At 67.3% G+C, this 21,256-nt stretch carries 16 protein-coding genes and 2 pseudogenes; 5 read left to right on the top strand and 13 right to left on the bottom strand.

Translation table 11 applies throughout. From position 1 onward, the window contains the following. Positions 1 to 915, top strand: coding sequence for an ATP-binding cassette domain-containing protein (locus tag ACIRA5_RS30510; protein WP_352051243.1), 915 nt, complete (start codon positions 1 to 3; stop codon positions 913 to 915). Between the two features lies 1 nt (position 916). Beyond that, complete coding sequence (locus ACIRA5_RS30505) at positions 917 to 1,819, top strand: sugar phosphate isomerase/epimerase family protein (RefSeq protein WP_403695946.1); 903 nt, start codon at positions 917 to 919, stop codon at positions 1,817 to 1,819. Between the two features lie 193 nt (positions 1,820 to 2,012). On the opposite strand, the gene tnpB is transcribed toward ACIRA5_RS30505, so the two are convergent. The 9 genes and pseudogenes from tnpB to ACIRA5_RS30460 all read right to left on the bottom strand — a co-directional run bounded on the left by tnpB (position 2,013) and on the right by ACIRA5_RS30460 (position 9,440). Then, a complete protein-coding gene (gene tnpB, locus ACIRA5_RS30500; protein ID WP_403695943.1) occupies positions 2,013 to 3,074 on the bottom strand; it encodes an IS607 family element RNA-guided endonuclease TnpB in 1,062 nt (353 codons plus the stop codon). Next, positions 3,059 to 3,325, bottom strand: coding sequence for a helix-turn-helix domain-containing protein (locus tag ACIRA5_RS30495; RefSeq protein ID WP_403695941.1), 267 nt, complete (start codon positions 3,323 to 3,325; stop codon positions 3,059 to 3,061). Before ACIRA5_RS30495 ends, tnpB begins: the two co-directional genes overlap by 16 nt. A gap of 99 nt (positions 3,326 to 3,424) precedes the next feature. Then, complete coding sequence (locus ACIRA5_RS30490) at positions 3,425 to 3,703, bottom strand: aldehyde dehydrogenase family protein (RefSeq protein WP_403696537.1); 279 nt, start codon at positions 3,701 to 3,703, stop codon at positions 3,425 to 3,427. A 256-nt stretch (positions 3,704 to 3,959) separates the two neighbouring features. Further along, positions 3,960 to 5,201: an ISAs1 family transposase gene (locus tag ACIRA5_RS30485; RefSeq protein WP_403695938.1), complete on the bottom strand. Its 1,242-nt coding sequence runs from the start codon at positions 5,199 to 5,201 to the stop codon at positions 3,960 to 3,962. A gap of 496 nt (positions 5,202 to 5,697) precedes the next feature. Further along, complete coding sequence (locus ACIRA5_RS30480; protein ID WP_143669581.1) at positions 5,698 to 6,066, bottom strand: hypothetical protein; 369 nt, start codon at positions 6,064 to 6,066, stop codon at positions 5,698 to 5,700. Positions 6,067 to 6,146: 80 nt separating this feature from the next. Then, the gene (locus ACIRA5_RS30475) at positions 6,147 to 6,554 is read right to left on the bottom strand and encodes a hypothetical protein (protein WP_403695934.1); all 408 of its coding nucleotides are present in this window, start codon (positions 6,552 to 6,554) and stop codon (positions 6,147 to 6,149) included. Positions 6,555 to 7,027: 473 nt separating this feature from the next. Continuing rightward, positions 7,028 to 7,177 carry a hypothetical protein gene (locus tag ACIRA5_RS30470; protein ID WP_261707515.1) on the bottom strand — a complete coding sequence of 50 codons (150 nt, stop codon included), beginning with the start codon at positions 7,175 to 7,177 and terminating at the stop codon, positions 7,028 to 7,030. Positions 7,178 to 7,235: 58 nt separating this feature from the next. Beyond that, complete coding sequence (locus tag ACIRA5_RS30465; RefSeq protein ID WP_403695931.1) at positions 7,236 to 7,379, bottom strand: hypothetical protein; 144 nt, start codon at positions 7,377 to 7,379, stop codon at positions 7,236 to 7,238. 672 nt (positions 7,380 to 8,051) lie between these two features. Next, positions 8,052 to 9,440 (bottom strand): annotated as a pseudogene (locus ACIRA5_RS30460) (IS1380 family transposase). A 662-nt stretch (positions 9,441 to 10,102) separates the two neighbouring features. Here ACIRA5_RS30460 and ACIRA5_RS30455 point away from each other — a divergent pair. From ACIRA5_RS30455 to ACIRA5_RS30445, 3 genes and pseudogenes are all read left to right on the top strand, one after another. Then, positions 10,103 to 10,729, top strand: coding sequence for a hypothetical protein (locus ACIRA5_RS30455; RefSeq protein WP_403695929.1), 627 nt, complete (start codon positions 10,103 to 10,105; stop codon positions 10,727 to 10,729). A 389-nt stretch (positions 10,730 to 11,118) separates the two neighbouring features. Further along, positions 11,119 to 12,240: a hypothetical protein gene (locus tag ACIRA5_RS30450; protein WP_403695926.1), complete on the top strand. Its 1,122-nt coding sequence runs from the start codon at positions 11,119 to 11,121 to the stop codon at positions 12,238 to 12,240. A gap of 257 nt (positions 12,241 to 12,497) precedes the next feature. Next, positions 12,498 to 12,719: pseudogene (locus ACIRA5_RS30445) on the top strand (transposase); the annotation flags it as partial. Here ACIRA5_RS30445 and ACIRA5_RS30440 read toward each other — a convergent pair. The 4 genes from ACIRA5_RS30440 to ACIRA5_RS30425 all read right to left on the bottom strand — a co-directional run bounded on the left by ACIRA5_RS30440 (position 12,689) and on the right by ACIRA5_RS30425 (position 21,255). After that, entirely contained in the window at positions 12,689 to 12,982 is a 294-nt protein-coding gene (locus ACIRA5_RS30440; RefSeq protein WP_403696572.1) for a hypothetical protein, read from the bottom strand. The pseudogene ACIRA5_RS30445 and the gene ACIRA5_RS30440 overlap by 31 nt on opposite strands. Before the next feature lie 2 nt (positions 12,983 to 12,984). Beyond that, the gene (locus ACIRA5_RS30435; RefSeq protein ID WP_403695923.1) at positions 12,985 to 13,554 is read right to left on the bottom strand and encodes a hypothetical protein; all 570 of its coding nucleotides are present in this window, start codon (positions 13,552 to 13,554) and stop codon (positions 12,985 to 12,987) included. A 328-nt stretch (positions 13,555 to 13,882) separates the two neighbouring features. Next, positions 13,883 to 14,344: an SUKH-3 domain-containing protein gene (locus ACIRA5_RS30430; RefSeq protein ID WP_403695921.1), complete on the bottom strand. Its 462-nt coding sequence runs from the start codon at positions 14,342 to 14,344 to the stop codon at positions 13,883 to 13,885. Continuing rightward, positions 14,344 to 21,255 (bottom strand): polymorphic toxin-type HINT domain-containing protein, encoded by a 6,912-nt coding sequence (locus tag ACIRA5_RS30425; RefSeq protein WP_403695918.1) that lies wholly within the window; start codon positions 21,253 to 21,255, stop codon positions 14,344 to 14,346. The genes ACIRA5_RS30430 and ACIRA5_RS30425 overlap by 1 nt, the downstream gene beginning before the upstream one ends. Position 21,256 lies beyond the last annotated feature (1 nt).

Here is a 21,256-nt window from a genome sequence, read left to right as displayed (position 1 = left end):
ATGACAACCAACGGATCCGGACCCGCCGGCGCCATCCTCCCGGACGCTCCGCCCGAGGACGGCACCGCCCCGATCGTCGAACTGCGCAGCGCCGGGAAGGCCTACGGCAACATCCGTGCCCTGCACGGAGTCTCCCTCGCCGTCCACCCCGGCCAGGTGACCTGCGTCCTCGGCGACAACGGCGCCGGCAAGTCCACCCTCATCAAAATCATCTCCGGCCTGCACCAGCACACCGAGGGCGAATTCCTCGTCGACGGCGTCCCGGTGCGCTTCTCCACCCCGCGCGAGGCCCTCGACAAGGGCATCGCCACCGTCTACCAGGACCTCGCCACCGTCCCCCTCATGCCGGTCTGGCGCAACTTCTTCCTCGGCTCCGAGATGACCAAGGGCCCCTGGCCGATCCAGCGCCTCGACATCGACCGCATGAAGAAGACCGCGGACGAGGAACTGCGCAACATGGGCATCGTCCTCGACGACCTCGACCAGCCCATCGGCACCCTCTCCGGCGGCCAGCGCCAGTCGGTGGCCATCGCCCGCGCCGTCTACTTCGGCGCCCGCGTGCTGATCCTGGACGAGCCGACCGCCGCCCTCGGCGTCAAGCAGTCCGGCGTGGTCCTGAAGTACATCGCCGCCGCCCGCGACCGCGGCCTCGGCGTCATCTTCATCACCCACAACCCGCACCACGCCTACATGGTCGGCGACCACTTCAGCGTCCTGCGCCTGGGCACCCTCGAACTCAGCGCCGCCCGCAGCGAGGTCAGCCTGGAAGAACTGACCAACCACATGGCAGGCGGCGCCGAACTCGCCGCACTCAAGCACGAACTGGCCCAGGTCCGCGGCGTCGACGTCGACGAACTCCCCGAAGCGGAGGACCTCAAAGCACCCGCGGCGGCCACTTCCGAAGGGACCTCCTGACATGACCGCTCCCCTGGACCGCATCCGGGTCGGCTCCGCGCCGGACTCCTGGGGCGTCTGGTTCCCCGACGACCCCCAGCAGGTGCCCTGGGAACGCTTCCTGGACGAGGTGTCCGAGGCGGGCTACTCCTGGATCGAACTCGGCCCCTACGGCTATCTGCCGAGCGACCCGGCCCGGCTCACCGCCGAGATCGACAAGCGCGACCTGAAGGTGTCGGCCGGTACGGTCTTCACCGGGCTGCACCGCGGACCGTCCGTCTGGGACGCCACCTGGGAACACGTCAGCGAGGTCGCCGCGCTCACCCAGGCCATGGGCGCGAAGCATCTGGTGGTCATCCCGTCCTTCTGGCGGGACGACAAGACCGCCGAGATCATCGAGCCGCCGGAGCTGACCGCCGAGCAGTGGGCCCACCTGACCAAGGGCATGGAACGGCTGGGCCACGAGGTCAAGGAGACCTACGGCCTCGACATCGTCGTCCATCCGCACGCGGACACGCACATCGACACCGAGGAGCACGTCGAGCGCTTCCTCGACTCCACCGACTCCGACCTGGTCAACCTGTGTCTGGACACCGGGCACTACGCCTACTGCGGCGGCGACAGCGTCAAGCTCATCGAGACGTACGGCGAGCGCATCGGCTATCTGCACCTCAAGCAGGTCGACCCGGCGATCCTCGCCGACGTCGTCAAGAACGAGGTGCCGTTCGGTCCCGCCGTGCAGCGCGGCGTGATGTGCGAACCCCCGTCCGGTGTACCGGAGCTGGAGCCGGTGCTGGTGGCCGCCCAGCGTCTCGGTGTGGAGCTGTTCGCCATCGTCGAGCAGGACATGTACCCCTGCGAGCCGGACAAGCCGCTCCCGATCGCCGTACGCACCCGCAAGTTCCTGCGCTCCTGCGGCGCCTGACCCGTCCGGCACCCGCGCCCGCATCCGCCGACACCCGGATGTCCGCTCCGTGAGGCGGCCTCGTCAGCCCGACGAGGCCGCCTCAGGCGTGTCGGGGGTGTCGTTCGGATCACCGTTCACCGAGTTTCTGCGAATCTCAGTGATTCGCCCACTGCTGGGCGAAGGTCCCCGTCTCACTCAATACCAGGAGGTATCAATGCGGGGTAGACGCTTCAATGCCACCGGCCCCGCAGGACGGGGTCTTACGGTCGGCTCCACGTCCGTTTTCCGTCTCCGGGCCACTCCCGGCGACGTGCCGCTTCACGAGCGCGGCGACGTTCAGTGCCGCGTTCTCATCCCGGTCGAGGACGAGTCCGCAGTGTTCGCATACGTACATCCGTATCCGGAGAGGCAGTTTGGGTGTCACTGCCTGGCATCCGGAACACGTCTTGCTGCTGGGGAACCAGCGGTCCGCCACTTCGAGCGTTCCGCCGTTCCACCGGGTTTTGCAGGCGAGTTGACGCCGGATCTCGCCGAACCCGGCGTCGGCCACGACACGGGCGAGTTTGCGGTTCTTGAGCATCCCCGAGACGTTGAGGTCTTCCACCACGATCGTGCCGTACTCGCGGGCCAGGCTGGTGGTGAGCTTGTGGAGCGCGTCCCGCCGCAGGTTCGCGGTGCGGTAGTGCACCCGGTTGCGGGCCGCATCCGCGCGCTGCCAACGCTTCGAAGGCTGCTGCCCGGTGCGCCGGTCAGGGCCCAGACGGCGGGCGGCCGTACGGGACAGGCGGCCGAGCTTGCGCCGCGCGGTGTCGTAGTGTCTGGGGTTCTCGGCCCTCGGGCGGCCGTCGGAGAACACCGCGAGGTGCTTGATGCCCAGGTCGACGCCGATCACCTTATCCGCCCGGGACGGGGTACGGTCGGTGCGCTCGACTTCGCAGGTGAAGGACACGAACCAGCGGCCCGCCTCGCGGCGGACGGTCGCAGACTTCACCACCGCCGTGCCGGCCGCGATCCGGCGGTGCAGCTTCCGTGTGGACTCATGCGCCCTGATCGTTCCCAGGACCGGGAGCGTGACATGCCTGCGGTCGTCTTCCAAGCGGATCGTGCCGGTGGTGAACCGAACCGACGGCGTGGTCTTCCGCTTCGACTTGTAGCGAGGAAAGCCCATCCGCGGGCCCTTGCGCTTGCCGCGCTTGGAATCGGACCAGTTCTTCAAGGCCCGGGCGAGCTGATCCAGCCCGGTGGCGTACGCCTCCTTCAAGCACTCCGCCACCACGGCGCCACCTCCCTCTTCGCTGCGTTCCAGACCTTGCGCATGGAATACATCGACCAGCCGAACGACGGCGTCAGATCGGCCTCGGCAATGCCGTAGGACCGTTCCGCCTCCCGCTGCCCGAGGTTCGCTTTCACCTGCGCGATACCCCAGTTGAACGCCACCCGGGCCGCACCGGCATGCCGCAGCAGCGCGCCGACCTGACCAGGCGTCGGGTCCAGTGCAAACCGGTAGGCATGCGTGACGATCACCCGATCAGGCTACCGGCCGCCACCGACAACACCCCGACCATTAACGGAAGTTCAGAAACGCTGAGATTCGATGACGAAGCCCACAGCAGTTAAGAACCCCTAGCCGAGAATGGCCTTGGTCTCCAGGTACTCGTGGAAGCCGAACTCGCCCCACTCCCGCCCGTTGCCGCTCTTCTTGTATCCGCCGAACGGGCAGCCGAAGTCGAACGCGTCGTTGATCGCGACCCATCCCGCCCGGATGCGACGCGCCACGGCACGCGCCTTCTCCAGGTCCGCGCCCGCCACATAGCCGGCGAGACCGTACTCGGTGTCGTTCGCGATCTCGACGGCGTGGTCGACGCTGTCGTAGCCGAGGATCGTCACCACCGGCCCGAAGATCTCCTCGCGGCGCCGCGACCGGCAACGCGTCGCAGGCCGAGTACCTCCAACAGCTCGGCGCCGTGACCGTGTTGGACCGCGCCGAATTCTCAGAGGCCGGCCGCTGCAGAAGGAACGCTCCCTCTCCCGGGGCGGGGTTCAGGAGGAATCTCCGATTCCCTTAAAACCGAAGGGACTTGAAGTGCATTCCGTGAGGAAAAGTAAAATCACGGAATACGAGGGAAGGGCAATAGGGGCCCCTCCGGGCAGGGCTTGATCAAGTTCCGTGGGCGTCCGGATTGTTGGTGATGCCCAGGATGGGGAGTGCTCGTTGGGGCTCGTCGCGGATCGCCCGGGTGGTCTTGGCGATGTTGTCGGCTCCGAGGGTTTTCAGCGCGCCGATGGCGAGGTTGCGGAGGGTCGCCATGGCCCGTGGTGCGGTCCCGGCGTGGACGGTGGAGGCGTCCTCGGCGAAGGTGACATCCCTGACGTGGTGCGAGGAGTTCTCCACGCCCCAGTGCCCGCGAATCGCGGCGGCCAGATCGGCGGGACCGGCTTGGTGGGCGTCGCGATTTGTGACGGCGTAGACACTCTCACGGGTCTCACGCCGGCCGGTCTGCTTGCGGCGGCGGTGGATGCGGATGGCCAGGCGGGCGTGGGGAAAGGCGATTCCGCCGAGTTTGTCGGCGATCGAGCAAGTCTTGATTGAGCGGGACTCGCGGCGTCCGTGTCCAGCCCCGGAGGCGGTGTGCTGGACTGCGATGGACTGCCAGGGCAGGGCGGCGAGTTGGGCGTGGACGGTGGGCTGGTTGGTCTTGATCACGGCGATGTAGTGGGCCTTCTTGGTCTCGACCAGCCAGGAGATGTTCGACTTGACCGAGTGCAGGGCGTCGAAGGTGACGACGGTGCCGGTCAGGTCCAGCGGTGCCAGCAGTGGACAGAAGTGTGTGGTTTCGTTCGTCTTCGCGCCGACTTCTACCTGGGCAAGGGTCACGACGGTGCCGTGGGTGACCGCGGAGAGCAGATGTCGGCGTGTCGCGGTGAGACGGGCTGATCCCTTGAGTGCCTTGCCGTCGACAGCGATCACACGCGACGGCCCGAACCCGGAGGGCGACGAAGCCTGGGCGGGTTCGGTGGCGGCGCGGTGCCGGTCGGCCAGGTAGGCGCCGACCACCCGGTCCAGGGCGTCACCGTCAACAGCCCCCAGCACACGGCCGATCGTGGCCGGCGCCGGAGTGCGCCGCCATCTGAGCAGGTGGCGGCGGATCCCGATCGCCGTCAGGAGTGCCGTCGAGGCACGCTGGCCCCACTCGGCGAGTTCGTCGATGCTCCTGGCTCCCGAGACAGCCGCGCAGGCGCACACCAGCAGGATCGCTGTGAGTGAGTACCACCGGCCCCGCCGTGCGCGCGGGTCGGGCACCGAGTCGAAGTAGGGGCGCAGGTCGGCGATCCGGCCGCTGTCCAGCGGGCCCAGTTTCACCAGTACGGCAGGTAGGGGAGAGGATGCAGCAGCAGGCACGGGCCACCTCATGATCATCTGGCTTAGACACCACAATGATCACGAAGCCCGTGCCTGCCTTGTTATGCGCCCCAACCGGTCACAACCCGACCAGCCGCACGACCCCGGAACTTGCAACCGCCCTGCAACAGGGCCTCCCGGAACGCTCAGAATGGGGTCGCACCCCCGAGCTACCAGGAGGCCCTGCCTTCATGCGCGTACGGCCGGAAGATCACCCGACCAGGAACTCCGTTCGACCTGCAGGTTTCAAGATCGGTTGAGATGCGGCTTCTCACTGCAAGCGACGCCTCACCGACCTCGACTGAACCCACCACCCCGTTGATCCGTCAGATCACGAAGTACGACTGGAGTACTGGGCCACGAAGAGCACCCTGCGCTACGCCCAGCGCCACCCCGAACTCCTCATCGGTTTCCTGGCCGGAACCGGCCTGGAACTTGTCGCCCCCGCGTCAGCCCGTAGTCAGAGATCAGCATCAGCGGGGGTCTCGTCACGCGATCAGCCGTGGACGGTCTGCTTCACACCGTCCTTGGTGGTGATGTCCACGGACATACGCCACCTCGTACGCTTGCCGACCGTGACGGTGACCGTGTCCGCGAATTTTCTGCCGTGCAAATCCTTCGCCTTGATGCGGGCGCCGAACGTGGCGCTGTCGTCGCAGCCACCGACCTCGGCGCTGAGGCCGGTTCCGCTAGTGACAGTGAGACCGCCAGGTCCGAGACAGTCGTAGCGGACGCCTAGTTCGGCGATCCGGTCAGCAGAAACAGGAAGTTTGACCGTCCCGGGTCCGAGATGGCCCGGCGTCTCCTTTCCGCTGTCGGGACGGTCCGGATCAGACACCAGCACTGATTTCGACGGGCTGCCCACAGGAGCCCGATTTCCCCCTCCCCCACACCCGGCGGCCAGGATGACGATGACTGGCAGTACGGCCAGATGTCTTCTGCGCATCAGCTCTTTCCGTGCCAGGTTTCGCGACCCTTGTAGAGCAGCCGCGCTGATCCACTGCGCAGCACCTTGGTGGTGCAGTTGGGCTGCGTCTGGTTGTAGTTCCACTTCGTGTACTTGACCTTCACACCCGCGTGCAGGTAACCGTGCCTCATGTTGTTCGGCACCTTCCACGACCACGTGTAGGTCGTGCTGTTCGTCCACTGCCATGCGAAGTGGTAGTCGAACTCCGCCGACGCCTTGACGACGACCACCTTCGCTTCGCCCGAGATCGCTCCGCCCACGGTGGACGTCGTCGTCTTTCCCTTGTGGAAGGTGATGCTGATTGTCGTACCGCTGTCGCCGCCGGAACGGGGTTCCAGGTCCCGGTAGTAATTGTGACTGCCGGAAAAATCGTAGCCCGTGGTCATCGGGCAACTCATGGGCACAGCGGCGGACGCAGGTGTGGAGCTGATGACGGCCAGTGCCGCTGCGACACAGCCTGCCGACATGATTCGCGAAATTCGGCGCACGCGTTCCCCTCGGTTTTCTTTGGTCGACAACGGCCTCTACAGCCGCCGAGGAGAGACCCTAGCGCCGACTCCCGCCTCCGTTCGCACGGTTGAGCGAAACCTGAGGTGCGGCGACAGGCGGGACCGGGTCGCCCGTTCGGGTGCTGGTGCCCCAGTACTCCAGGTGCACTTGGCGATCTGACGGATCATCTGGGTGAAGGGTTCAGTCGAGGTCGGTGTGACGTCGCTTGCAGTGAGAAGCCGTGGCGGTCACGCTTTTCGGCTCTGGCTCAATTTCTGGATGCTGTTGGTGATCTTCACGCGGTGAGGTGAAGTCTGCCGGCTGTCCGTGAGTCGATGTTCTCGTGGTGCTGCACTGGTGCAGGGCTTGATCAAGTTCCGTGGGCGTCCGGATTGTTGGTGATGCCCAGGATGGGGAGTGCTCGTTGGGGCTCGTCGCGGATCGCCCGGGTGGTCTTGGCGATGTTGTCGGCTCCGAGGGTTTTCAGCGCGCCGATGGCGAGGTTGCGGAGGGTCGCCATGGCCCGTGGTGCGGTCCCGGCGTGGACGGTGGAGGCGTCCTCGGCGAAGGTGACATCCCTAAAGCGCGCAGGCGCACACCAGCAGGATCGCTGTGAGTGAGTACCACCGGCCCCGCCGTGCGCGCGGGTCGGGCACCGAGTCGAAGTAGGGGCGCAGGTCGGCGATCCGGCCGCTGTCCAGCGGGCCCAGTTTCACCAGCACGGCAGGTAGGGGAGAGGATGCAGCAGCAGGCACGGGCCACCTCATGATCATCTGGCTTAGACACCACAATGATCACGAAGCCCGTGCCTGCCTTGTTATGCGCCCCAACCGGTCACAACCCGACCAGCCGCACGACCCCGGAACTTGCAACCGCCCTGCCCTGCTCCCCCTCCCCCACCCTTGCCCGTCCACCCGGCCCGCAGCACGGCACGGCGCGGCGGCGCCAGCCGACGCGCAACCAACACCAGGCCGCCCCCAATCCCCGAAGCTCGCCACCCCACCCACCACCGCACCCATTCCTCCCTCATCCTTCAACCGGCGCGGGAAAAGTGGCAGCAGAGGGGATGTCAGACCCCCGACCATGCGCGGAACCCTTGGTTGACCTGCGGATGCGTCGACCCTCCCGCAGAGGCTCGCGCAAGAGATGTCGCAAGAGAAGGCACAGGAGTAGCCGCAAGAGAGGTCGCAAGAGATGTTGCAAGGTTCGGCGTTTCGGGTGGCTCCCCCTCAGCCCGGATCCACCGGCTTGATTCCCAGTTGATCGTTTCGGGGTCGCGCAGGCCGTGTCGGGGCTGAGTTGCGGATTCGGGCATAGGGTAGCCGCTGGTCTGCCCAGCTCTTCCACTTTGTCCACAGGTCTCGGGCCCTTTCGGGCAGGTCGGTCAGGGAGCGTCAGAGGACTGGCGGTGCATGCACCGTGCTGAACAGCTGGGCGAAGTCCTCGCCCCAGGGCCAGCGTTCGGGCAGGTGCAGGGTGAGGCGGCGGGCGGATCGGGCCAGGCGGGCGGGCACGTTGATCAGGTGGTCACGGATGGTGGCGGTGGTCGCCCTGGCATGGAACGCGGAGGCCAGAGCGCCGGCGGCGCGGGTCAGATTGTGTGCCAGGGCCGCCAGGGCGAGCCACGCGGCATTGGCCTGGAAATGACCGGACGGCGCGTGGGCGAAGGCGCTGTTCTTGACATCGGCGATCACCTGCTCGACGACAGCGTGCCGACGGTGATCACGCTCGGCATCCCTCAAGGCGAGCGGGGAGTCGGTGAACGCGGCGTGGTAGCGCCAGGTGTCAAACAGCGTGCCCTGCCCGGCGGGGACGGCACCGGCGTTCAGGCGTTTGACGCGGCGCACGATCAGACGGGCGGTGACCTGCTGCTTCTTCGGCTTGGACGTGAAGGCGGTGTAGCCGGTCTCGGCTATCTCGGCATCGGAGATCCAGCACTGGCCCTCCTCGTCCCAGAGCGCCTTGGGGTATTTGATCGGCGTCCAGGCGTCCTCGTCGATGCGGGCGACGGCGGCCTTGACGGAGGCGTTCATCCGCACGGTGATGGAGAACCGCGCGCCCAGCGCCCGGCAGGAGTTGACGACGTCGGCGCCGTAAAGCGCCGAGTCCGCGCGCATCACCAGCAGGCCACTGGCGCCGCAGGCGCGGGCGGTGCCGATGGTCTCGTTGACGAACGCTGCCGCCCCGCGCGCGGAGTTCGAAGGTCCCTTGCGCAGCCTGGTGGCGGCGATCACCGGGGCGGACAGGGGCGTGGAGAGGATGCCGAGCAGCGCGTTCAGGCCCTTGACCTAGCTGTATCCGTAGCCGGCGCCCTGCTTGGCGTAGCCGTAGGTGCGGCGGATGGTGTCGTCGATATCCACGTAGGCGACCTGGTCCGCGCCGGGCAGCAGCGGGGTGTGACGGGCCAGTGCGGGCAGGAACCGGCGGGCCACGGCGTGGAGTTGCTTCACATGCCCATGCGTGAAAGAACGCAGAAACGATCCCAGTGTGGACGGGGCCCGCACACCGGAGAACAGGCGGCGCATCGCGCCGTGCCGTAGCCGGTGCATGTCATCGATGCTGTCGGCGCCCGCCACCATGCCGCCCACCAGCGACATCACTTTCGCCGCGGGGAAGGCACCGGTGCCGTCCTTCGAGGTCGGCAGACGGATGTACTCCCCGACCAGCGCGGGCAGACCGCACCGCTCGGCCAGCCGCACCACCGGCTCCAGGCCGCCGTACGCGATCAGGTTCGGGTCATCGAACGCGGATGAGACCGCCGCCGCGGCATGGGAAGATTGCATCTCGGAAGTGCCTTGCTGATCGTGCCTGATGTGGTCCTAGAGAAACCCCATCATCGCAGGTCACAAGGCACTTCTTCGTTTCCGGAAGAACTATCCACAGGCATCAGGCCGGTGGATCCGGGCTGAACGCTCACCGCAACGGTCTCGTCGGCTGAAAGCCCCAGGCCACGCCGATGCTGGTCGAAACGGCCCTCCGACACCGGTAACGGCTGGCACCGACACCTCGTTCGCCATGCAGCACCGCGGCCTGGCAAAGACGCACGTCCAGCACGTGCTCACAGCCGCCGGAACCAACATCGTCCGACTCAGCAGATACTTCCCCTCCGGCACCACACCGGCTGCCCCGCCACGACCCCCCAGTCACTTCCAGCAGCTCCGCCAAAGACTCACGGCCTAGAGATCACCAACAGCATTCTGACGCTGCCCGGTCCAGGATGAGCGCATCGGCGGGACGGGCTGCGGCTCCTCGCCTGCGCAATTGTCGTACGCGCCGGGGACGCCGGTATGGCTGCGACGGTCACTGGTAGTCGTCGCAGCCATGCCCGTGCTCATACTGCGCGTGCCGCAGTTGGTGTGGCCAGCTGCCGCTCGCCGGCCGTACGCTCGTGGTAGAGGCTTCGGGGTGGAGCCCCATACGCTGGTCTCCGGGCGTCGTTGTGGGCGTGGCGACGCTGATCCTGCTGGGTGGGGCAGGCGGGCTACTGCGCGGGGTCCTGGACATCTACGCCCAGTTCCTCGACTGGCAGAGAGACCGGCGTACTCACCGTCAGACAGGGCAGGAGAGTGAACCTCCCCGATTCCAGGAGTACTTCGACTCGGGGGTCGAATCCGTCGCGGCACTGCTGCATAGCGGTATGGGCGCGGGAGCCGCGGTGCTCTTGGGTACCACCGCGCAGATCAACGGCGCGTATGCCGCCATCGTGGTCGGCATCTCCGCGCCGGTCCTGCTAACTCAGCTCAGCCGTATCCAGTCGGTGAGCGACGCACTCAGCGGCGGCCAATCGTCGCCACTGGCCACCATCGAGCCGACGCCCCCACCCGCCGCGACGCCGCAAACGCCTCCCATACCGCCCATACCGTCGGGTGGTTCCCTCCCACCGGCACACACCGAAAACACCGCAGTCCACGCGCAGCCCGGATCGTCGTCTGGGCCAGCGGCCAACGGCCGGCCGGTGACCAACGACGAGGGCTCTGCCACCACGCGCGGCTGCTCCACGATCGGATGCCCCAAAGCCGAAGGGTCGACGCTGGGGTCAGACCAATTCGCAACGGAGGGGGAGAGTACGTGACGGCCTCAGGTTTCTCCGTGCTCAAGCGCATCGCCGCCAGTGTCCTGGGCGCCAACCGGACGACGCGTAGGCCCCCGACGGTGGAGCAGCAGCGCAGCCTTCCTATCGGCCGCCGACTGGTGGCCGCCCTCCTCGGGATACGGGTACGCCCGGACATGTCACACCCCGCCGTCCCGGGCACTGCGCAACGCCCTTCCGCCATCACCACGCGAGAGTCTGCCCCGGCGCCGTCGCCAGAAGGCGACCGCCCCAAGGAGCCGGCAAGGCCGTCCTCGACACCGCGCAGCAGCCCTCCACTCCGGCGGCCCACACGCCTCGATGGGATGAACTCGGGTCCGCAGCGCCGGCTGAGCGAGGACCGTACGGATCGGCAGGGGAAGCCGAGTAGCGTGAAAGCTGGCGACCGTACGGGGCCGCGTCCGTGGTCCACCACGTCGCCCAAGGACCTCGACCGGCTGGCCCGCGGGGTGCTGAGGGCCGCCCGTGACGCGGCCTGGGAGCTGCGGCGGGACCCTCCGGACCCGGCTCAGCAAACGTGGGCCCTCGGCAAGCTGGCGGGGCAGACACAGGCGATGCTGGGGCCCGACCTGCCGGACCACCCGCCGCTCGGGGCCGCAGCGCAGGAGGGATTCGTCCGTACCGCTCTCACTCTCGCCCTGCATGTGCGGGCGCACAGCTGGGCGGAGGCCGACCTCGGCGCGGCCGGCGTACCGGGCCAGGCCGACGTACCGCACCCCGGGGAGCGCCGCACGGCCGACGCCTTCGACGTCCTCGGGAGGCTGATGCTCCCGCACTCCTCGCCCGACGGTTGGACCGCCACCCTCGTCACCGACCTGGCCCGCGGCGACATGACGCTGGAGGCGGCGGTCAAGGTGGGCAAGTACGTCCTGCACCCCACCTTCCTGGCCCTCGTCGACGACGCGACCCGCGTCGTCGGCGAGGCCCTGCACAACCTCCATGTGCGCGACCTGCATGAGCTGACCGACTTGCTGCGCCACTACGCGAGCGCCGCCGAACCATCCCACCCGGCGGCGGAATCGCTACCGACCCCAGCCGTCGACGTACCGGCGCCTGAGCCCGACCGCCCGTCCGTGAGGGAACTGAAGCCCCCCGACTCGGGGCTTCGCTTCAGGCGGCATCCCGACTCGCCGTCGGCCCGCGGACGGGTGGACTCCGAACCTGTTCCCGCCGACCCTGCGACGCCGGCATCTCCGCAGCACCCACGCCATCCGCGCTCCCCGCGCTCCTCCAAGCCGGAATCGCCGCGTACCCCAGGGCCACACCGGCTCCTGGGTCCCGGCGCCGCGATCGAACCCGATCACCCGCCGGAATTCGAAAGTCCGCTGGACTCGCAGCTGACCTGGCAGCAACCGGAGTCCGACGTGCCGACAATCGTTTCCCTCTTCGGCGGCGAGGACGAACTCGGGGTCGAAGCCGATGTGTCGCCGGAGCTGGACGACCCGGGGTTACGAGGCCCTGATGCGCGCGGCCCCGGCGCGTTCGGCCTCTGACCGGCGCCCGTCGAGGCGCACTCGCACGTGTTCCTTCCAGCCCACCGCCGCTCACCGGCGACGCCTGCAGGAGCTGTCCCGGCGCATCGCCGGACACCCGTACGGGCAGACTGCGGCCAAAACACCGGCGGCCCGGATGGCGCTGAAGGAACTCGCCCGGGCAAAGGCGCAGTCGTGACGCGCGGCACCGGCTGGCAGCCTGCCGCCGAGCGGCAGAGTGCACTGCTGCGCGCCCACCGCGAGTGGATCGCCGCGTCGCGGTCTTCGCGGCCGACGGCATCGAGGTCGTGAGGACCGCTCCGCGGTCTCCTCGGATGAATGCGCACTGCGAACGAGTCATTGGAACCCTGCGGCGCGAAGTCCTCGATCACTTACTGATCTGGAACGAGACCCATGCCCGGCAGGTCCTGGACGCCTACGCCCGGCACTACAACCAGCATCACCCACATCAGGCTCGGGGACAGCTTCCGCCCCTCGCGATTCCGATATTGCTGTAGAGCACATACCGGTCGACGAAAAGGGGCTTGGCCAGTGAGGCGATCAGCAGCAGAAGGCCCGGAAGCACAAGAATCGGCACAGCCAGCACGGAAAGCCGCTCGGGCCCCCTCTCCCCCAGGAGCCCTCGGGCACACGCCACGCCCACGACCGCCACCACCAGCAGATAGCGAAGGCGCACCGGTCCGCCGATCCAGGACACCTGCCCCGACTGCCCCGCACTCCAGATCGCCAGCGGCAATCTCATCTCTACGCCAGGCCGAAGACATGCCGCACAAGCTCTGCGTCCTTCTTCGGAACCGCCAGGTCGTACGTTCCGTCGGCCGTGACCAGTTCATAGCGCTCGAACTTCGGCGCCATGGGCACCTTCTCGCCCGTAAGCTTGAGCCCAAAGGGTGACTTCAAAGTCGCGCTTCTGTCTCCGCGCCGGTCGCTCCAGACCGGCGCCTCCCCCACGGCGAGACGCAGATATCCCTGCCTGAGCCGCGCGATCTGCTTACCTCTGCCGACCGAAGCCACCGCCGCCCCACCAATACTCTTGGTGAACCCCACAACCTGCAGCGGCTGTCCGTTCCTGAAGTCCTCGATGTCCTGAGCGGGCGTACGCCGCCGGATCCAAGCCCAGCGCAACAACACGTCCAACGCAGTCGCCGTCCCCGCCGAACGCCGTGCCGCCTCACGATTTGCCACTGCTACTCCACTCGTTAGACGACCTGCCATGCGACCTTCCGAGCGCGCCAACGACGCATCGACAGCGTCGACGGGCAGCTTCCATTCGAACCCTTGCATCCGCTCAATGAATTCTGTCGGCAGTTCCACACCATGGCGTCCCACATAATGTGCGACGTCTCCACGCCAAACCCAGGATCCATCAGTGAACAGTGACGAGCAGCCTACAAGATTCTCGCCACAGCCGAGCAGACCCAGCTCAGTCTCGGCAAATTCGACAATTACCGGTACGCTGGAAAGATATTACGAGACGGAAAGGGGAGGTTTCCTCTGCCACTCGACGGAATCCGGGCGCCCGAGTTAATTGATGGCAACATCTTGCCCCACTCCGGATACCCCGAATTACAGACAAGGAGTCTCACGCATCCGACCGAGCTCCAATAACAGCGTCCCTGTCGTCAGGTCATCGACAGAACACTCAGATAGGAATCATTTTCTCCCTTCTCGAAATATCGAGCAGAGCATGGTAACCATCGTCGGAGATCTTGGCGAGGAACTGATCGTGACCTCCATACGTGGTTCCGTCCGAAGCCATTAGCAAGAACAGGTTTCCGCTGGCAGACTGCCCGATAGGACACAGTTCCCGATCAATCCGTGTCTCATACGAGGCGACCAGCCTGCGTGCGATTCGCGGGGCAGAGACAGTACCGGATACCAGGCAGGTGTGTGACCCACCAACGGCAGGATGTCTCGGGTACTCGAAGCCGAGGTCACCGCACTCTGCCATGAAATCCTGAACGGCGTCACTCACCCGGTAATCGTGCGTGGTCCACGCCTCCAGATGAGGCCGCAGATCAGACTGCCGACCCGGAAACCACTCGATGCGCCTCAAGAAATCGAGCAATTCCACGTCTCCGACTGCAGGATCTATCGGACCCATCAGTTGTTCACCTCCATGGCGCCGCCGCCTCCGAGCAGGAATCGACAGTTGTCGCAGGATGGAAAGTCCTCACCTGTGCCCCGATAGATTGTCGCATACTCCATTTCATCGAGTCGGACGCCGGGCTGCTTCAGCAGTAGATTATTGCAGGCGTTGAATTCTGCACATTCGCCAGCTGGCCACTCTTCCAACGAGCCCCCGTGCTCTTCCATCAGCACGTCAAGGCGCTCCTGCAACTGCGGATGAACCTGCGAGGGAATCATTCCGCTTTCGCCATAGGCCCACTCCCCTGTATAGGTATCGCGGGCCACGGCACCAGCCGTGTTGCTCGTGGTCGATTTCGCCGATTCGGTCCTGGCAAGGTCGTGTAGGTCGCAGTTGTGAACCAGGATCGGCGTGGCGCCCGCGAGCACATAGTACGTGTGCGTGACGCTAACGGTCAGGTCGTGAGTGAGGTGCTGATGGTGCCAGATCTTGACGGCGGATATTGCGGCGGTGAGACCTGAGGCGGTATGGAGTTGCATCCCGGGCTCGAGATGGCCGGCGTCGACCCATGCTCGTTTGGATTCGACCCAGAAGGGGTGGGTCACTGTGGCAACGATCTTCGAGGACTTGGCGCCGTCGAGGACGCTGATGGTGGCGAAGTCCTTGTCGTGCTTTGTGGTGATCAGCTTCTCGACGGTGCGGGACTGGCTCTTTCCGGTCTCGGGGTCGGTGGCCCGGACCTTGTCGCCCGCCTTGATGTCCTTGATCTGCTTCTCGTGACCGTCGGCCATGAGGACCTTGGTCGCAGGCAAGAAGCTGTGGTTGCAGGCGCTGGCACCGCTCTTGGGCGCGGCGGTGTCGGCACGCTCACCGCCCCTGGCCGCGCCGGAACCGGCCGTCCCCTCCGCCGCACTGTCGGCCGCCTTGGCTCCGGAGCTAGTCGCTGCCCTGGACGCGGAGGCGGTTTCGGCTCCTTCGGCGACGGCTGCCGCCCCCGCCCCGGCGATGGCCGACGATCCGGCTATGACGGCTCCGCCTTCTGCGGCAACCCCAACGGACGCGCCAACCGCGGCGGCCCCGAGGCTGCCCGCTTCGGCACCCGCAGAGAACCCTTGGGCGCCGGCCGCGAGTACGGCGCCGCAACCGCCTGCTGTGGCGACGACGCAGGCAACCACTCCGACGACGACCGCGGTGGCTACGACGGCGGCGATGACGGGGTGCTGCGTAACGGCGTGGTAGGCCTTGTGGGCCCAGTTGGACAGGTGGCAACCGAAGAAGCCGCAGCTGTGGTGGGAGCTGCCTCCACCGCCTCCGCCTCCACTTCCGTGGTGGGGGCTGCTGTTGTCGGGGTTGGTGTTGCCGTACGCCGGGTCCGGCGCCTGGGAGCCCCTCTTACCGCCGTCGTCGGGTGTGCAGTGACCATTGCCCGGGTCCATGCACAGTCCAGTGGGGTCACTGCCGGTGACAGGGTTGTCGGCCGCGTACGTGTATCCGTCGATCTGCTGGGCGTCGGTGAGTTCGAGGAGGGGGTCGTCGGAGACGAAGCGGCCGATCGTGGGGTCGTACTCGCGGGCACCGAGGTGGGTGAGGCCGGTGGTGGTGTCCTGGATGCCGTTGACGAAGCCCTTGTCCCCGAGCCAGGCGCCGGAGGCGGGCTGGGCGCCGCGAGTGTTGCCGAAGGGGTCGAGACGACGGCGTACGGCGGTCTGGGTGGTGGCGTCGACGGCGGTCTCGGCAGTGTCGTGCGCGTCGGTGACCTGCCACTGGAGGCTGCCGGAACTGGTGCGGACCGCGATGGTCTGGCCGGCCCAGCTGTAGTAGCGGGTTCCGGTGGTCGTGGTGGTGCCCTTCGCGAGGTGGACTTCGGTGTCGCCGAGGTAGAGCGTGGTGCCGGAGTCGTCGCGGGAGAGCAGCCGGCTGCCGTCGGCATCGTAGAGGTAGGAGACGGACGTGCCGTCGGCGTTGGTGGCCTTGGCTAGGTGGCCTTCGTCGTCCCAGTCGAGGGTCTGGGTCTTGCCGTTGAGGGTGCGGGTGCGGGTGTTACCGGAAGCGTCGTAGGTGTAGGAGTTGGTGGTCGTGGTGGTCCCGGTGACGCTCTTCGACGCGTCGAGGGTGTGGGCGTGTGTCTGGCCGGTGGTGTCTTTGCCCGGGTAGGCGTACGTCGTGGTGGTGTCGTTGCCGCCGACGGTCGTCGCGTGGTTGACCTGGGTTTTGCGGTTGCCGAGGGCGTCGTAGGCGTAGCTCTGCCAGTAGGGCGCGGGGCCGCCGAGGACGGCGGTGGAGGGGTCTGCGGAGCAGCCGTCGGTGGCGGTCCAGGCCTGAGTGAGGCGGTCGTGGCCGTCGTAGCGGTAGCACTGGACGTCGTCGGTGGCGTCGGCGTGGGTGGCGACCTTGGTCGGGTTGCCGGCGTCGTCGTAGGAGTAGGAGGTGTCCTGGACGGGGGGCGTGTGGGTGTCGTCGGTGACGAGTTCCCGTGAGAGACGGCGGGTGCCGCTCTCGTAGGTGTTCGTGATCTGGAGCCACTTGGCGGTGTCGGCGGAGGAGACTCCGAGGGTGATCTGCCCGATGTCGCTCAGCTTGGTGTATCCGGTGTCCTGGACGTAGCCGGTGGCGCCTTTCAGCGTGGTTGGCATGCTGAGGTCGTTGTAGCCGTACTCCAGGGATTCCGCGGGCAGGCCGCCGGCCGCGGGGTCGGAGGTCAACTGGACGGTGCCGTCGAGGTTGTAGCCGATCGACGACGTGTACGAGCCCGCGAGGGATTCCTCGCCTGTGGCCGAGGGGATGGTGACCCGGGTCAGGGTCGGCCGGTAGAGGGAGTCGTAGGCGCCGACCTGGCTGATGTACGACTTGCCGGTGGTGCCGGAGCCGCCGAGGTAGCGGATCGAGGAGGTCGGCTTCCCCTTCATCAGGGAGTCGTAGGTCCACTTGGCGAGCTGGTGGGTGGTGTCCTGGGTGGTGCCGTCGTACATGCCGCTCTTGCGGCCGAGAACGTCGTAGGTGTAGCTGAGGGTCTTCTCGTCCTTCGTGCCGACGGCAGTGGTGGTGGAGGTGACCTGGTCGAGGTCGTTGTAGGCGGTGCTGGTCGTGCCGGTGTCCGGGTCGGTGGAGCTGGTCTTGCGGCCCATCAGGTCGTAGCCGTAGGACCAGGTGTTGCCGTCGTTGTCGACGACTTCCTTCAGCCTGCTCTTCGCGTCGTAGGTGTACTTGATGGACGTGGACGAGCCGGACGGGCTGCCGCTGTCGTACTGCCGGGTCTCGGTGGTGCGGCCGAGGGTGTCGGTCAGGGTCGTGGTGGCGATGCCGCCCTTGGGCGGGGTGACGGTGGTGCGGTCACCGCCGTACGCGGTGGAGGTCGTCCAGCGCTTGGTGCCGACGGCGTAGTAGTCGGCCGACGTGGCGCGGCCCGCACCGTCATAGGTGGTGAGGGTCTGCGAGGGGACCGCTGAGGTGATCGTCGCCAGCGTGCCGGACGGCGCGGTGGCGTCGGTGTAGTCGGAGTTCGACTGGACGGCCAGGCCTCGGCTGTCGTACTTGGTCTCCGCGATGACGCGGCCGCCGCCCGGTGCTGGGGTCTGTGTCTGGCGGGGGCGCAACATCGCGTCGTACAGCGCGTAGGTGGTGTCGTAGGTGGTGCCGTCGTTGTTGAGTTTGCCGGTGGACACCACCGAGGCCGCGGTGTTGGAGATCGAGTAGGTGTAGATGAGGCTCGCGGTCTGGTTCGAGGACTTGGACCGGTTGGCGAGCCAGAGGCCGGTGAGGCGGCCGAGGCCGTCGTAGGCGTAGTCGGTGCGCTTAAGGTTCGGATCAACGACGGACGTGGCCGTTCCGCGGGCGGGGTCGTAGGTCGTGGTGGTGGCGTAGCCCTTGGCGACTTCGGTGGTGACGGTGCTGGTCAGTGGCCCGCCGGTGGCCGGTACGTAGTCGGTGGTGGTGGTGTTCTGGTCGGCGTCCTTGACGGAGTGGATGCGTCCCTGGGTGTCGTAGGCGCTGGTGGAGACCGTCTGGTAGACCGGGCTGCCGCTGCTGTAGGAGGACAGCCGCTGGGTGGATGTCTCGTCACCGAGCTTCGGAGCAGCGCCGTAGGCCTGGCTGTCGTAGAGGGTGCGTACGTCGGAGACCACGTCGTCCGGGCGGCTCGTGGCGTCGGCGCAGGCAACATCAACGGTCTCGACCCGCACGGGGAAGGCCATCAGCCAGTCGGTGGTGTTGTTCGCGAGGGTGGTGCGCGTGCACTGTTCGTCTTTGGTGACGGCGTCGTCGCCCGCGTCGTCGACCGTGAGCGCCGCGCCGGTCGCATCGTCGTAGGTCGTGGTGACGGTGGTGTTGCGGGTGTCGCCGGAGGACAGGTCGGTGCGGGTGTGGACGGCGTGGGGGCGGGTGAAGGTGGCGTTGCGGGTGCCGTCGGTGCCGGTCTGGTGGATCCACGGGTCGGTGATGGTGCCGGAGACCTCGGCGCTGCCGTTGTAGCTGATCGACTCACGGACCGTGCCGGCCAGGGGGTCGGAGTCGATGACCGAGGTACGGGTGGAGTCGGTGACCTTGGCGCTGCGGGTGGTGCCGTCGGACTGCTTGTCGCCGTCCATGCCGCGGAAGTAGGTGGCCACCGTCTTGGTGCGGGTGGACTGCGCGTCGCCCGTCGTCGTGGTGACGCTGCCGTAGCCGCGCCACACGGACCAGGTCTTGCGCTTGGCGGGGGCGGTGATGTTGTCGCTGTCGTAGCGCCAGGCCGGTGAGTCGTTGTAGGTGTAGTCGGTCTCTTTCAGCGGCGCGCCGCCAGTGGGGTCCGACTCCGTGACCTGTGTGACGACGTACTTGTGGAACCAGTCCAGTTGCGGGTCTGTCGTGTACGGCGGCTGCCAGTAGGTCGGGAAGCAGCGCAGAGTGTCCGAGTCCGGGCTGGTGGGCATGGTGGTGCCCGCGACGCACTGCGGGTCGGAGTAGTTGACGGTGAGGACCGAACCCGTCTCCGAAGTCACCTTGCGTACACGCCACTTGACCAGTGCGGCGATGTTGTCGTGCGTGGTGTCGACCCGGTTGAAGAGCTGGACGCCCTCGAAGGTGACCGGCGGCATGGCCTTGGTCGAGCCGTCCTTGCCGGTGCGGGTGATGGACTTCAGCCACAGTCCGGCGGAAGTGCCGTCGCCGGGGTCGAGGAAGGACTGGTCCAGCGCCCAGGAGTCCACGTCACGGTAGCCGGGGGTGGACAGGCTCGCGTCCCAGATGCTGGTGGTGACACCGGTGAGGCGTCTGCGGGAGAAGAACGTCGGTCCACTCGCGTCGCACGCCTTGCCGGAGGCGCAGATCTGGTCGTAGGGAACGTCCGGCCAGTGGGCTGCGGTGGTGGAGGTGAGCGAGGAGCAGGTCTCACTGCTGGTCACCAGGCAGCGTTCGGCGGTGGTGAAGTTGACCTGAGCGGGTGCGGTGCCGAAGACGGTGGAGGCGGTGATCCCGTAGTCGATGCGCTTGAGGTAGCCGCCGCGGTCGTAGACAGTCCCGTTGCCGGTTGTCCCGTTCTGCGCGTAGGAGTTGGTCTCCTTGGTGTACCAGTACGACATCGCGTTGCCGTGCGGGTCCACCACGTAGTCCAGGTTCCAGCGCCAGGCCTGGGTGAGCGAGCGGCCGGAGAACGTGGTGCCCTTGTCGTAGCCCGGCTCGCCGGAGTCGTCGCCGAAGACCGGGACGGTGTAGGTGGAGTTGGTGACGGGGGCTCCGGTGGTCCAGCCGGGGAGCTGGTTCTTGCCGAAGACGTACTGGGTACCGTCCTGGGTGGTGACGGTCCAGAACTCACCGTCGTTGTCGCCGTTGGTGGCGCCGGTGGAGTGGACGACGCGCTCGCCGTCGTCGGTCTTGGGGTGCCAGTCGCCGGTGCTGCTCTTGATCAGGGGGCTGGACTTGCCGCCGAGGACCAGGGTGGCGTTGTCGTTCGCCCAGCACTCGTCGTGTTTGTCCGTCTGGCCGTCGTCGTCGCAGGAGTCGTACGAGCGCTCGATGTAGGAGGTGGAGAGGTCGAAGCCGTCACCGACCCAGGACGGCTGGTTGTTGGTGGACGGCAGCCGGCCGTCGACGCTCTGCGCGTCATAGGTGATGGCCAGGTTGGGGGCCGGGCCACCGTTGGACGGGGGCACGCCGAGCGGGTACGACCAGGTGAAGTCGCCGCCGGAGCCGCCCGCGTTCCAGGCGGCGGACGGGTTGAGGGACGTCGCCTGGTAGGAGCCGGCGCCGGACTTGGCGTCCGCGGTCGCGGCGAGGGCCGTCACGGCTGAGCTGCTGACCGAGGCCGTGGCTGTCAGGGTGTGGTGCTCGATGTCGTTCTTCGTCGCGACCGGCGTTGCCGTCCGGCATTGCTTCAGGGCCGGGGTGGTGAGCGCGCAGGCAGGCAGGCGCACCAGGGAGAGCCGCGAGGCGTAGTCGCCGCCGTAGGCGTTGGCGAAGCCGGAGTAGTCCAGGGTCAGGCGGGTCTTGCCGGTGCCCTTTCTTCCGTCGGCGCGGGCGAGGGAGAGCACGGTGCCGTGGATGCCCAGGTCGGTCGCGGTCTTGTGAGCGGCTACGCGGACCGCCACCTTGGCCGGGGCCGCCCCTGTGGTCGGGGCACTCACCTTGAGCGGCAGCTTGCCGACAGGGGTGGTCTTGGCGAGGGCCGTCTTGGCCGCCACCGGCAGGGTCACATCGGAAGCGGTGGGCCAGACCGTGGCCTTGGCCAGTTCCCTGGCCGTACGGGCCGCAGCCGCTTGGGCCGGGTCCCTTTTCGTGGCCTTCTTGGCTTTGAACGCGACGGCGGTGCCGTCTTTGGCCGCCGGGACGTGCACGATGTTGTGTCCGTGCCGCTGGGTCGCCCACACGGCAGGGGCAGTGCCCAGCCCCGTGGCCACCAGCGCGCTCGCTGTGACAGCGACGACCCACAGCCGTGTCCGCCGTAGCCCACCCATG

The sequence above is a fragment of the Streptomyces sp. NPDC096311 genome (assembly GCF_044763085.1).
Lineage (GTDB): Bacteria > Actinomycetota > Actinomycetes > Streptomycetales > Streptomycetaceae > Streptomyces.
The sequence above is the reverse complement of the archived record's forward strand: the minus strand, read 5'-3'. Positions and strand labels throughout refer to the sequence as shown.

Excerpts from the sequence above, each read along its gene's own strand:
- ACIRA5_RS30510 (WP_352051243.1), top strand. The coding sequence starts at position 1 with ATGACAACCAACGGATCCGGACCCGCCGGCGCCATCCTCCCGGACGCT.
- ACIRA5_RS30505 (WP_403695946.1), top strand. The coding sequence starts at position 917 with ATGACCGCTCCCCTGGACCGCATCCGGGTCGGCTCCGCGCCGGACTCC.
- ACIRA5_RS30475 (WP_403695934.1), bottom strand. The coding sequence starts at position 6,554 with ATGACCACGGGCTACGATTTTTCCGGCAGTCACAATTACTACCGGGAC.
- ACIRA5_RS30470 (WP_261707515.1), bottom strand. The coding sequence starts at position 7,177 with ATGGCGACCCTCCGCAACCTCGCCATCGGCGCGCTGAAAACCCTCGGA.
- ACIRA5_RS30440 (WP_403696572.1), bottom strand. The coding sequence starts at position 12,982 with ATGAGATTGCCGCTGGCGATCTGGAGTGCGGGGCAGTCGGGGCAGGTG.
- ACIRA5_RS30430 (WP_403695921.1), bottom strand. The coding sequence starts at position 14,344 with ATGGGTCCGATAGATCCTGCAGTCGGAGACGTGGAATTGCTCGATTTC.
- ACIRA5_RS30425 (WP_403695918.1), bottom strand. The coding sequence starts at position 21,255 with ATGGGTGGGCTACGGCGGACACGGCTGTGGGTCGTCGCTGTCACAGCG.